Source organism: Dactylosporangium sp. CA-139066, assembly GCF_050936175.1.
In the GTDB taxonomy this organism is placed as follows: domain Bacteria; phylum Actinomycetota; class Actinomycetes; order Mycobacteriales; family Micromonosporaceae; genus Dactylosporangium.
This window is the reverse complement of sequence record NZ_JBNJNH010000001.1, coordinates 175,379-187,990: the sequence shown is the minus strand read 5'-3', so window position 1 is coordinate 187,990 and position 12,612 is coordinate 175,379. Positions and strand designations below refer to the sequence as shown.

The window sequence follows — 12,612 nt, the reverse complement described above, 5'->3', positions numbered from 1 at the left end:
GTCAGGCTCCGGCGGGCTGGTAGGAGTTGTACTCGGCCTCGGTACCGGCCTGGTACGGGTCGTGCTCGTAGGGGTCCATCGAGGTGTGGAACAGGGGGTCGGCGGCGAGGATCGCCCGCCGCACGTCCAGCAGCTCGGTGACGCGCTGCTGGATGACGGCCGAGCCCAGCAGGCCGTCGTCGCCGAAGTCGCGGCGCGAGTCGTCGAGGCCCTCCTCGACGATGTCGATGATCTTCTCGACGGCGAGCGCGACCGAACGGCCGTTCTCGGTGTAGACGACCACCGGCACCGTCGGGCCGGGCTCCGTCTCGTAGGCGCCGAGCAGGTGCGACAGGCGCAGAACGGGCAGGATCTGGTCGCGGTACTGCACGACCTCGCGGCTGCCGGTGCGCTCGATGCGCTCGACCGGGAACTCCTCGAGGCGGGTGACCATGTCGAGCGGGATCGCCACGCGCCGGTCCCCGACGCCGGCGATGAGCAGCCGGTCGGCGTTGTCGCCGCCGCGGCGCACGGTGGTGTCGGCGTCGGTGCGCTCGCCACCGGAGGCCAGGTGGGCCCGGCGGGCCAGCGACGCGACGTCGAGGATGAGCGCGACCCGGCCGTCGCCGAGCAGGGTGGCCCCGGCGTACACCCCGATGTCCTTGAACCGCGAGGTCAGCGGCTTGACCACGACCTCCTCGGTGTTGAGCACGCGGTCGACGACGAGCCCGAAGCGCTTGCCCTCGGCCTGCAGGACGGCGACGTAGACGTCGGTGTCGTGCTCGCCGTCGCGGGCCAGGCCGAGGGTGTCGTCGAGGTACACCAGCGGCAGCAGCTTGCCCCGCAGCCGGTACACCGGCGCGCCCATCGCGTGCTCGACCACCCGGCCGGACTGGCCGTCCAGATAGACCAGCTCGTGCACGGCGACCTGCGGGATGACGTACCGCTCGGCGCCGCACTCGATCGTGAGGGCCTGGATGATGGCCAGCGTCAGCGGGATGGTGAGCCGCCACGTGGTGCCCTGGCCGACGACGGAGTCGACGTCGACGGCGCCGCCGATGCGCTCGATGTTGGTCTTCACCACGTCCATGCCGACGCCGCGGCCGGAGACGTTGGTGACCGCCTTCGCGGTGGAGAAGCCCGGCCGGAAGACCAGGCCGAGGACCTCCCGGCGGTCCATCGCGGCGAGCTGGTCGCGCGAGACGATGCCCTTCTCGACGGCGATCCGGGCGATCTTGTCGGGGTCGATGCCGCCGCCGTCGTCGCGGACCTCGACGATGACGTGGCCGCCCTCGTGGTACGCGCGCAGGGTCAGCGTGCCCTCCGGCGACTTCCCGGCCGCGACGCGGTCCTCGGGGGTCTCGATGCCGTGGTCGACGGCGTTGCGCACGAGGTGCGTCAGCGGGTCCTTGACCGCCTCCAGCAGCGATCGGTCGAGCTCGGTCTCCTTGCCCTCCTGGGCCAGCCGGATCTGCTTGCCGAAGGTCGAGGAGAGGTCGCGCACCACCCGCGGCAGCTTCGACCAGAGGTGGTCGATGGCCTGCATGCGGGTCTTCATCACCGATTCCTGCAGCTCGGAGGTGATGAGGTTCAGCCGCTGGCCGGTGCGCGTCATGCCCGGGTCGGCGACCGAGCCGATCGCCCGCACGAGCTGGTTGCGGGTGAGCACGAGCTCGCCGACGAGGTTCATGAGCTTGTCGAGCAGGTCGACGTCGACGCGGATCGACTGGTCGGCCACGCTGCGGCGGGAGACCGCGTCATCGCCCGGCTCGGCGGCGGCCGCGGGCTTGGCCCCCGCGGGAGCGCTCGGCGCGGGTGCGGGCGGCGGCGGGGCGGCGGTCGGCGGGGCGGCGGCCGGCGGTGGAGCGGCGGCGGACGGCGGGGCGGTGGGGGCCGGCGGCGGGGCGGCGGACGGCGGCGGTGAGGCCGGGGCTTCGACGACCGCAACCACCTCTTCCACGACCACGACCTCGACGGGTTGCTGCTCGACGACCACAACCTCGGGCGCCGGTGCGGCGGCCGGCTTCGCGGCGGCGCGCGCGGCCGGAGCCGCCTTCGGGGCCGAGTCGTCGGTGATGCAGGCGTTGACCGCGGCGACCACCTCGGAGTCGTCGCCGGGCTGCTCCTGGCCGTTCTCCTCGATCTCGGAGAGCAGCCCGCGCACCGTGTCGACCATGCGCAGCAGCGCGTCGGTGGTGGCGGGAGTCATCTCCTGCGCGCCGTCGCGCAGGCGGGACAGCAGGGACTCGCCGACGTGCGTCACGCGCTCGAGGCGGTTGAACGCGAGGAAGCCCGACGTGCCCTTGATGGTGTGGATCGTGCGGAAGATCGACGACAGCAGGTCGCGCGAGCCCGGCTGGGCCTCGAGCGCGACCAGGTCGCGGTCCAGCTGATCGAGGTTCTCGTGGGACTCAACGAGAAACTCCTGGACAATGTCACCCAACTCGCTCACGGCCAGGCGCTCCTTTCGACCCCCGCACGGGGGACACGACACGCATCGGGACGAACCCAGCGGCTGCGACCCACTGGGACAATCGGCACCCACGATGGCCGGTAAAGGAGATTCGCCGCGATTGGTAATGACCCCGCTACGCCGGGTAAAGGACCAGGTCAGGCCAGTTCTGCCGGGCGGGGGCCGGCGTGCGGGTCGCGGCGCACCAGCGTGGCCTGCCGGACCAGGCGCCGGGCCGCGCTCAGCCGCGGATCGCCGGTCACCAGGGTCAGCCGCGGGCCGGCGCCGGGCGGGGGCGGCTCGAGCAGCGCGTCGTCGTCGGGGCGGACCACCCGGGCCTCGATGACGCGGTACACCAGCCACGCCTCCCGCGTCTCCAGCACCACCGGGTCGCCGATGCCGACGCGGTCGAGTTCCCAGAACACCCCCGGATACCGGCCCCCGGCGATCCCGGTGTTGCCGGCCGCGCCGATCGGGGCCGTGCCCGGGATGAGGCCCGGCCCCTGCCGCAGGTCCGCCTCCGCCGATCCGCCCACGACCACGAGGTCGAGGCGCAGCGTCGGCAGGTGCAGGCGGGCGATCGGCGCGGGCCGGGCCGGCGGCGCGGCGCCGCTCGCCCACTGCGCCTCGAGGCCGCGCGACAGCCGCTGCTGGGCGGCGTGGATGTCACGGGTGCGCCCGAGCCACGTCCACGCCGTCGTGCCGCCCGCCGCGAGGGCGGCGAGCAGCAGCAGTACCGCGGCGGCCAGCAGCAGTCGCGGGGCGCTGTCCCGGCGAATGCCCATGAACGCACTATAAGTGGATCAACGGGTCAGCGCGGGCGCCCCGGCCCGACGCGTGAGCAGGGCGAACGCCCCGCCCGCGCAGGCCAGCACGCCGATTGCGCCGGCCAGGACCAGCGTCGCGCGCGGGCCGATCCCCTCGCACAGCGCGCCGAGCACCGGGGCGCCGACCATGCCGCCCAGCGCGCTGACCATGGCCGTCGCGGCGACCACGCGGCCGCGCATGTCCTCGCGGGTGTCGAGCTGGACCCGGGAGGCGACCGTGGTGTCGACGATGACCGCGGCGGCCGCGATCGGCACCAGCGCGGCGGCGAACGTCCACAGGCCCGGCGCCACGCCGGCGAGCATCTGCAGGCCGCTCGCGACCAGCCCGGCGACGATGAGCAGCTGGTGGGTGAGCTCGCGGCGGCGGCCGATGACGACGGCGCCGAGCACGGTTCCGGCGGCGAAGACGGTCGACAGGGCACCGTATCCGGCCGGACCGGCCGACAGCGGACCGTCGCTCATTGCCGCCATAGTGACCTGGTAGTTGCGTCCGAGGCTGCCCAGCACGAACGAGACGGCGAGGGTGACCAGCACGATCGGCTGGGTCGCGAGGTAGCGCAGGCCGGCGCGCACCGCGCCCCGCTCGGCGGCCGGCGCGGACGCCAGCTCGTGCAGCGAGGAGGTGCGCATCGCCAGGAGCGCGGCGATGACGGCGGCGAAGCTCACGCCGTTGGCGGCGAACAGCACGGCCGGGCCGGCCGTCGCGGCCACCACGCCGCCGACGCTCATGCCGACGATGCGGCCGGTGGAGCTGATGAGCGAGCCGTTGGCCAGCGCCCGGGAGAGCAGCCCGGGCCCCGCCACCATGCCGCCGAAGCGGCCCAGCGCCGGCCCGTCGGCCGCCGACACGACGCCGGTGAGCAGCGACAGGGCGTACAACCACCACAGCGAACCACCGGAGATCACCACGGCGGCGAAGCCGAGCGACAGGACCGCGTGCGCGGCCTGCGTGACGAGCAGGACCCGCCGCACCGGCAGGCGGTCGGCCAGCGCCCCGCCCAGCGGGCCGAGCAGCAGGATCGGCAGCGTCTGCAGCATGAGCGCGAGGCCCATCGCCGTCGTGGATCCGGTGGCCTGCAGGACGAACCAGTTGACGCCCAGGACCTTCATCCACGTGCCGGTCACGGAGACCAGGTCGGCGGCGGCCCAGAGACGGTAGTTGCGCGATTTCAGAAGACTCACGCCGTTTCGCATCGGAACCGGTGACGCGGCACCGAAGCGCTGATCCGCCTTGCACCCCGTCGCGCAACCCGCCTGCACCGCGCGTCCCGGTCAATGAGTATGTGCGAATCTGGCTGTGGTTTCTGGTGTGCGCCGTTGTGGGCTCCGCGCTGGCCGCCGCGCTCTCGCCCGACGGCTCCGGCCGGCTGAACCTCGTGGTGCTCGCGATCGGCATCGCCGCCGCCGTCGCGGGGCTTCGCCGGCACCGGCCCGAGCCGGCGGCCGCCTGGTGGCTGCTGCTGGCCGGCGTGGGGGCGTCCGCCGCCAGCACCTTCGCCGCCGCCGTGCTGCCCGGCGGGCCGCCGGCCCTGCAGTCCGGGTACCTGTTCTGTTATCCGCTGACCGGCGCCGGCCTGTGGCTGATGGCCCGGCGGCTGCGGCCGTGGACCTCCACGCGGCTGCTGGACGCGGTCATCGTCACGCTGGGGATCGCCCAGCTGACGTGGGTTCTGGTGTTGTACCCCCTGTTGCACCGCGGCGACCTGAACCGCATGACCACGACCGGCATCGCCTCGATCGTCGCCTGCCAGCTGCTGCTCGTGGTGCTGCTGCTGCGCTTCGCCTTCGCCGTGCGCCGCAGCGTCCCGGCGCTGCTCGTCATCGCCTCGACGACCGCGATGGTCGTCACCGACGCCACGTACGTCGCGATGCTCGTCGTCGGCCGCGGCGGCGAGGTGCACAGCTTCGTCACGCCGGCCGGCCGGCTCACGTGGACGTTCCTGCTCGCGGCCGCGCTGCTGCACCGCCGCATCGGCACGGTGGCCGCGCGCCCGCGCACCACCGGCGCGGACACCGGCACACCGATCGCGGGGTGCATCTGCCTGGCGCTGCTGGGCCCGTGCGTGGTCGTCGTCGACCTGTTCCTGCGCCCGGGCGTGAACTCGTGGCAGCACGCGCTGGTACCCACCATCCTGACCGCCGCGCTCATGGTGGCGATGGTGCTGCGCCTCGGCCGCGCGCTGCGCGACCGGGAGCGGCTGCAGCAGGAGCTCGCCTTCCGCGCCCAGCACGACGTGCTCACCGGCCTGGCCAACCGCGAGCTGTTCCGCAGCAGCCTGCAGGTCGGCATCGACGCCGGCGGCGAGGTCGGGCTGCTCATCATCGACCTCGACGGCTTCAAGGACGTCAACGACACGCTCGGCCACCCGGCCGGCGACGAGCTGCTGCTGACCGCGACCGAGCGGCTGCGCTCGATCGTCGGCGACGCGTCCCCGTGCGCCCGGGCGTCGCTGCTGGCCCGCCTCGGCGGCGACGAGTTCGCCATCATCTGCCCGCCGGCCGCGCTCGACGAGCTGTCGGCGGCGCTCGTGCAGGAGCTCGCCCAGCCGTACCGCGTGGCCGGCCGCGAGCAGCGCATCAGCGCCAGCGTCGGCGTGTACGCCGGCACCCCGGCGAGCACCGGCGAGGCGCTGCAGAGCGCGGACATCGCGCTGTACGCCGCCAAGGAGGCCGGCCGCAACCGGGCCGTGCGCTACCACCCCGCCATGCGCGAGGCCCACGTCGCCCACACGGTGCTCGCCGACCAGCTGCGCGCCGCCGTCGACGCCGGCGCCGGCTTCGCCATGCACTACCAGCCGGTCGTCGACGTCCGCACCACGCGCGTCACCGCGGTCGAGGCCCTGCTGCGCTTCACCGCGCCGGACGGCACGGGGGTCTCCCCCGCCGTCTTCGTCCCCGTGGCCGAGGAGATCGGGCTCATCGGCCGGCTCGGCGCCTGGGTGCTCGAGCAGGCCTGCACGGACGCGAAGGCCTGGCACGACGAGCACGGCATCTCGGTCACCGTCAACGTCTCGGGCCGCCAGCTGCGCAACCCGCAGTTCGCCGACGAGGTCCTGGCCGTGCTCAAGCGCACCGGCCTGCCCGGCGCCGCGCTCGTCCTGGAGATCACCGAGACCGTCCTCGTCACCGCCTCGATCGAGGAGACCGCCGAGGTGAGCCGCCGCCTGGCCCGCCTGCGCGCGTTCGGCATCCGCATCGCCATCGACGACTTCGGCACGGGCTACTCGTCGCTGGCGTACCTGCGCACGCTGCCCATCGACGTGCTGAAGATCGACCGCGCGTTCGTCTCACGCATCGAGGAACGCCAGGACAAGGCCCTGTTCCGCGCCGTCGTGGAGCTGGCCCGCAGCCTGTACCTCCAGCCGGTCGCCGAGGGCGTCGAGACCCGCGGCCAGGCGGGCGTCCTGCGCGAGCTGGACTGCGGCCTAGCGCAGGGCTTCCTGTTCTCCCGCCCGCTGCCGGCCCCGCGCCTGGCCGAGTTCCTCACCGAGCAAGCCACCGCCCCCGCCGCCTAGGTGCGGCCCTCGCGCTCCTGGGCCGACTTCAGGGTCGGGGAGTGCGGGACCCAGGCGGCCAGGCGCACCGGGTAGCCGAGCTCGCGCAGGCGCGACACCACCTCCGGGTCGTCGTCCACGACGACCTCGATCGGGGACTCCTTCGCCAGGCGGGTCAGCTGGCGGGGCTTGAACTCGCGGGCCGGGCGCCGGTCGTTCGCCGGGCGCATGAACAGCAGCTCCGCCGGCAGGCCGGCGGCGCTCAGCCACGCCGACGTGATGTCGCGCAGGTGCTCCGGGCGGCCGGTGAGCCAGACCAGGACGTGGTTCGCGGCGTACTGCTGGGCGAGCTCGACGCCTTCCGGCAGTACCGGATCCCGGTCCGCGGCGGCGAAGAACCGGGTCCAGTCCTTCGGGCGGCGCTCCAGGTAGCGCAGCCGGTGCCGCACGTCGGCGACCACCCCGTCGATGTCGAACACGGCCAGCGAGGACTCCATGCGCCCAGTCTGGCAGGCGCAACCGGGCGGCAACGGTCGGCGAACCGGGCGCGCACCGCCGTGTCGGGAGTCTGGAGACACCTCGCCCCCACCGGCTGACCGAAGGAGACCCTTTCCGATGCGTGCTTCCCTGCGGACCAGCTTCGTCTCCGCCGTCGCCGCGGCCGGCCTGCTCGCGGCGGGCAGCCCCGCGCTGGCCGCGCCCGAGGGCGAGATCCTCGGCGCGAACGAGGCCGGCGCCATCAAGGGGCGCTACATCGTGGTGTTCAAGGACTCCGTGAACGCCGACGCGACCGCGGCCACCGCGGCCCGCCTCGCCGACAAGTTCGGCGGCACGGTGCGCCGCTCCTTCGGCAAGACGCTCAAGGGCTTCTCGGCCCAGCTGAGCGAGCCGGCGGCGCGCCGGCTCGCGGCCAACCCGCTCGTCGACTACGTCCAGCAGGACAAGACGGTGAGCGTCGCCGACACCGAGACGAACGCGCCCTGGGGCCTCGACCGCATCGACCAGCAGAGCCGGCCCCTGGACGGCAGCTACACCTACGCCTCGACCGCGGCGGGCGTCACCGCGTACGTGCTCGACACCGGCATCCGCATGACGCACACCGAGTTCGGCGGCCGGGCCCGCTCCGGGTACGACTTCGTCGACAACGACACCGACGCGAGCGACTGCCACGGCCACGGCACCCACGTCGCCGGCACCATCGGCGGCGCCACCTACGGCGTGGCCAAGGGTGTGTCCCTGGTCGGCGTGCGGGTGCTCGGCTGCGACGGCTCGGGCAGCTACTCCGGCATCATCGCCGGCATCGACTGGATCACCGCCAACGCGCGGAAGCCGGCCGTGGTCAACATGAGCCTCGGCGGCGACGCGGACGGCTCGCTCGACCAGGCGGTGCGCCGCTCGATCGCCTCCGGCGTCACGTACGCGGTCGCGGCCGGGAACTCCAGCGCCGACGCGTGCAACGTCTCCCCCGCCCGCACCGCGGAGGCCATCACGGTCGGCGCGACCGACCAGAACGACGCCCGCGCCTCGTTCTCCAACTACGGCGCGTGCCTGGACATCTTCGCCCCCGGCGTCGGCATCGTCAGCGCGAGCAGCGCCGGCGACACCGGCAGCCGGGTCATGAGCGGCACGTCGATGGCCGCCCCGCACGTCGCCGGCGCGGCCGCGCTGTACCTGTCGGCCCACCCGCAGGCGACCCCGGCCGAGGTCCGCGACGCGCTCGTCGCCGGCGCCACGGCCGGCGCGGTGAGCAACCCCGGCTCCGGCTCGCCGACCGGGCTGCTGTTCGCCGTCGGCGGCCCGGCCGCCCCCGTCCAGGAGAAGGCGCCCGTGACGGCCCCGGTGAGCGACCCGGTGACGCCGCCGGTGGCCCCGGTGACCCCGCCGGTCGCCGCGCCCTGCAACGTGGCGAGCAACGGCACCGACGCCACGATCCGCGACCGCGGCACCGCCGTCAGCGCCGTCGCCGTGACCGCCTGCCCCGGCAAGGCCTCACGCGCGGCCAAGGTCGAGGTCCACGTCGTGCACCCGAAGCGCGGCGACCTCGTCGTCGAGCTCATCGCCCCGAACGGCGCCGTCAAGCGCCTCAAGGCGGCCAACCAGCGCGACAAGGCGGCCAACCTCAACGCCGTCTACACCGTGAACCTGGCCAACCGCCTGCGCAACGGCACCTGGAAGCTGCGCGTGCGCGACTCCTACAAGGGCGGCGCCGGGTACCTCGACTCGTGGACGCTGACCGTCTAATTCGATCGCCGTCGTCGTCCCCCGCCGCCTACCCTCGGGGGACGATGACCAAGCGGACCGACCCCCGCCTCGTCCGGCTCGACGAGTCCTGGACCACGCTGCCCAACCCCTACGACATCCCGGTCGAGATCTGCGCCGGGCCCGGCGTGCCGATCGAGCCGGCCGCCCTCGACGAGCTGCTGACCGTCCTCGACACCCAGCGCACCCTCGAGTCGCTCGCCGCGGATGGCGTACATCCACGCATCGACCGCGTCGTGTGCACCCCCGACTTCCACAAGGGCGCCGGCATCCCGATCGGCACCGTCCTGCGGACCGCCGGCGCGCTCGTGCCGCAGGCGGTCGGCAACGACATCAACTGCGGCATGCGGGTCGAGGCCACGTCGCTCACCGTCGAGCAGGTCCGCCCGCGCCTGGACGAGCTCGAGCGCCGCCTGCGCCACGTCTTCTTCGAGGGCGGCCGGCGCATCGGCCTCACCCCCGCGCAGCGCGAGGCCCTGCTGCGCGGCGGGCTGCCCGGCCTGCTCGCCGAGGCCCCGCTGGACCACACCGTGCGCGACGCCGACCGCCTGCACGCCGGCGCCTTCCCGGCCGCGTCCGCCGCCGACTTCCAGGACTGGGTCACCAGCGGCGGCGGCACGAGCTACGACAGCATCATCGGCAGCGTGGGCGGCGGCAACCACTTCGCCGAGCTGCAGTACGTGGCGGCGGTCCACGACGGCCCGACCGCCTACGCGTGGGGCCTCTCCCCCGGCCGGATCGTCACGATGGTGCACAGCGGCTCGCTGTCGCTGGGCCACCAGGCCGGCGCCACCGGCCGCGACGCCGCGCGCAAGGCCTGGCCCACGGGCCGCCCGCTGCCGGACAACGGCATCCTGCCGATCCCGCTGTCGGAGAGGACCGAAAAGCCCCGGCAGCGGTACCTCACCAGCTTCGCCAACGCCGCCAACTTCGCGATCGGCAACCGCTACTTCCTCTCGCTCATGCTCCGCGGCGCCCTGACGACGGCCGTCGGCGAGCTGGACGCCCGCCTGGTCTACGACGCCCCGCACAACCTCCTGTGGCCGGACGGCGACGCCGTGCTGCACCGCAAGGGGGCGACGCCGGCCGGCCTGTCCGCCGACGGCTGGGGCGAGCCGGTCATCGTGCCCGGTTCGATGGGCGCCCCCAGCTACCTGCTGCGCGGCCTGGGCAACGAGCGCTCGCTCGCGAGCGCCTGCCACGGCGCCGGCCGCAGCATCCCGCGCGGCGCGACCGCCCGCGGCGGCGACGAGGAGCTCGACGCGTTCCTGCGCGACTTCCGGGTGGTGACCCCGCTGAACCACCGCGACCCGGCGGTGGCCGCGCGGCGCGACATCATCGCGGCCTGGCGGCGCGACCTGAAGCAGGAGGCGCCGTGGGCGTACAAGGAGGTGCGCCCCGTCGTCGACAGCCTCCGCACCGCGGCCGTCGCCGAGCCGGTCGTCGAACTGCGCCCGCTGCTCACCGTCAAGGGCTGACCCGCCTCCGGTCCTCCACCACCCGACCGCGGCCCCGCGGACGGGCCACCCGGTCCGGCGCCGCCACGCGGACGGCCGCCACCCAGACGGCGCGGCGGCGCGGCCGTCAAAGCGCGGCCGTCAGGGGCCGACGCGGCGTTCCACCGTTTGCACCAGGCGGGCCGCAACGGTGGTCAACGGCAGGTCGAGCCGGCTCGCGGTGGAGCGCAGCACCTCCAGCGCCGCCTCCGCCGAGCAGGCGCGCTGGACCATCATGATGCCGACGGCGCGGTTCACCGTCTCGCCGTCGGCCAGGGCCTCGGTCAGCTCGGCATGGGCGCCCGCGCGGCGGCCGCGGTCGAGCACCGCCGACAGCAGCAGGCCCGCGTGCTCGGCCACCAGCATGGCGGCCAGGCCGACGTCGGAGTTGAAGCGGCCCGGTTCGGCGCAGAAGACCGTCAGCGCGCCGATCACCTGCTCGTCGATGTCGACCGGGACGCTCAGCACCGCCTTGACGCCGGCCGCCAGCGCGCGGGTGCGCCACGACGGCCAGCGGGTCTCGGCGGCCAGGTCGTCGGCGAGGATGAGGTCGCGGGTGCGGATGGCCTCCATCGACGGGCCGCCGTCGCCCTCGCCGTCCAGCAGCGCCTCCGGCAGGCCGGGCGACGCCGCCGCGGTCGACGGGCCGCCCGAGCGGACCAGCGTGACCGCGCACCACGACGCGCCCTCCACCAGGTCGGCGGCGGTCTCGACGAGGTCCTCCAGCGCCTCGTCGAGGTCGTCGCTGGCAATGAGCCGGGCGGTGAGCTGGCGCAGTACAGCAGCGATCTCCACGGTGTGGAGGTCAGACACGGCTCCCCCTTCGTCGGCCGGGGGGCCTACTACCCGGTGGGCGCGGATCTCAACCGTCGAGCAGCGCCCGCCGCAGGCCGTCCAGGGTACGGCTGAGCAACCGCGACACGTGCATCTGCGATATACCCAGGTCGGCGGCGATCTGGGCCTGGGTGCGGTTGCCGTAGAAACGCAGCGAGAGGATTCGCCGCTCCCGCTCGGGCAGGCGCGCGATGAGCGGCTTGATGGCCTGGCGGAACTCGACGCCGTCAATGTCCCGGTCGTCGTCGCCCAGCACGTCGGCCAGCGTGCCGGCGTCGTCGTCGCCGCCCAGCGGGGCGAAGAGCGACACCGGGCGGTACGCCGAGGACGCCACCAGCGCCTCGAGCACCTGCTCCTCGTCGATGCCGAGGTGGTCCGCGACGTCCTTGGGCGTCGGCGAGCGACCCAGCCGCTGGCCCAGCGAGTCGCGCACGCGGTTGATCTCGATGCGCAGCTCCTGCAGCCGGCGCGGGACGTGGACGCCCCAGCCCTTGTCGCGGAAGTACCGCTTCAGCTCACCCACGATCGTCGGCGTCGCGTAGCCGCCGAAGTCGGTGCCGTAGTCGGGGTCGAAGCCCTCGATCGCCTTCATCAGCCCGAGCGCGGCGACCTGGCTCAGATCCGCGGGCGACTCGCCCATGCCGTGGAAGCGGCGGGCCAGCCGATCCGCCAGCGGCAGGCTGTGCGCCACCGCGCGGTCGCGCAGGGCGCCCCGGCGCGGGTCGCCGCGGTCCATGGCGGCCGCCTGGCGCAGCAGCTCGTTGACCGTGGTCCACTGGCTGGGCGGCTCGGTGCCCTCGGTCTCCTGCGGCGGGGCCGGCGGCGCGCCCGGCGGCGGGTCGTCGTACGCGCGCAGCTGCTTCGCGGCGCCGATGATTTCCAGCACGTCCAGCACGAGGTCGTTCGCGCCCGGGGCGCGCAGCGCGCCCCCGCGCTCCTGTGCCTCGGTCTGGGCGCGCAACAGCGTGTCCGCCGCGGCGCAGTCGAGCAGGCGGAGCCGGGAAAGGTCGACGGTGAGGTTCAGCTGCCCGGCGTCGAGCCGGCGCGAAAGCTGCATCCGCAGTCCGACGCTCGCCGCATAATCGAGAACTCCGGAAGGACGCAATACTTCGTCGTCGCCATTCCGCCAGCTGTCCAGTTCGGGCAAACAATCCGTAGGCATTGTCTCCATGGCGGAGACTCCCCCTAATCTGCTCAGGCGGATTTGCTTTCCGGATCACTGTACGCACCAATTCCCGCGCAAATTCAAAGCGAAAGGATGAGTTCGCGGG

9 protein-coding genes are annotated in these 12,612 nt (G+C 74.0%); 3 read left to right on the top strand and 6 right to left on the bottom strand.

All coding sequences use genetic code 11. The annotated features are described in order from the left end of the window. Position 1 precedes the first annotated feature (1 nt). The 3 genes from ACQEVU_RS00880 to ACQEVU_RS00870 all read right to left on the bottom strand — a co-directional run bounded on the left by ACQEVU_RS00880 (position 2) and on the right by ACQEVU_RS00870 (position 4,440). Entirely contained in the window at positions 2-2,431 is a 2,430-nt protein-coding gene (locus ACQEVU_RS00880; protein WP_433318990.1) for a chemotaxis protein CheW, read from the bottom strand. Between the two features lie 158 nt (positions 2,432-2,589). Then, the gene (locus ACQEVU_RS00875; RefSeq protein WP_433318987.1) at positions 2,590-3,216 is read right to left on the bottom strand and encodes a sortase; all 627 of its coding nucleotides are present in this window, start codon (positions 3,214-3,216) and stop codon (positions 2,590-2,592) included. Positions 3,217-3,234: 18 nt separating this feature from the next. Further along, positions 3,235-4,440 (bottom strand): MFS transporter, encoded by a 1,206-nt coding sequence (locus tag ACQEVU_RS00870; RefSeq protein WP_433318984.1) that lies wholly within the window; start codon positions 4,438-4,440, stop codon positions 3,235-3,237. Positions 4,441-4,541: 101 nt separating this feature from the next. Between ACQEVU_RS00870 and ACQEVU_RS00865 the strand changes: the two genes are divergently transcribed. After that, positions 4,542-6,773 carry a putative bifunctional diguanylate cyclase/phosphodiesterase gene (locus ACQEVU_RS00865; RefSeq protein ID WP_433318981.1) on the top strand — a complete coding sequence of 744 codons (2,232 nt, stop codon included), beginning with the start codon at positions 4,542-4,544 and terminating at the stop codon, positions 6,771-6,773. Here ACQEVU_RS00865 and ACQEVU_RS00860 read toward each other — a convergent pair. Continuing rightward, positions 6,770-7,249: a hypothetical protein gene (locus tag ACQEVU_RS00860; protein WP_433318978.1), complete on the bottom strand. Its 480-nt coding sequence runs from the start codon at positions 7,247-7,249 to the stop codon at positions 6,770-6,772. The genes ACQEVU_RS00865 and ACQEVU_RS00860 overlap by 4 nt on opposite strands. 118 nt (positions 7,250-7,367) lie before the next feature. On the opposite strand from ACQEVU_RS00860, the gene ACQEVU_RS00855 reads away from it, so the two are divergent. Together ACQEVU_RS00855 and ACQEVU_RS00850 are read left to right on the top strand one after the other, a co-directional pair. Next, a complete protein-coding gene (locus ACQEVU_RS00855; RefSeq protein WP_433318975.1) occupies positions 7,368-8,993 on the top strand; it encodes a S8 family serine peptidase in 1,626 nt (541 codons plus the stop codon). 44 nt (positions 8,994-9,037) lie between these two features. Continuing rightward, a complete protein-coding gene (locus tag ACQEVU_RS00850; RefSeq protein ID WP_433318972.1) occupies positions 9,038-10,489 on the top strand; it encodes an RtcB family protein in 1,452 nt (483 codons plus the stop codon). A 120-nt stretch (positions 10,490-10,609) separates the two neighbouring features. On the opposite strand, the gene ACQEVU_RS00845 is transcribed toward ACQEVU_RS00850, so the two are convergent. After that, positions 10,610-11,320 (bottom strand): GAF and ANTAR domain-containing protein, encoded by a 711-nt coding sequence (locus ACQEVU_RS00845; RefSeq protein WP_433318970.1) that lies wholly within the window; start codon positions 11,318-11,320, stop codon positions 10,610-10,612. Positions 11,321-11,369: 49 nt separating this feature from the next. Next, positions 11,370-12,503 (bottom strand): SigB/SigF/SigG family RNA polymerase sigma factor, encoded by a 1,134-nt coding sequence (locus ACQEVU_RS00840; protein ID WP_433334742.1) that lies wholly within the window; start codon positions 12,501-12,503, stop codon positions 11,370-11,372. Between the last annotated feature and the right edge of the window lie 109 nt (positions 12,504-12,612).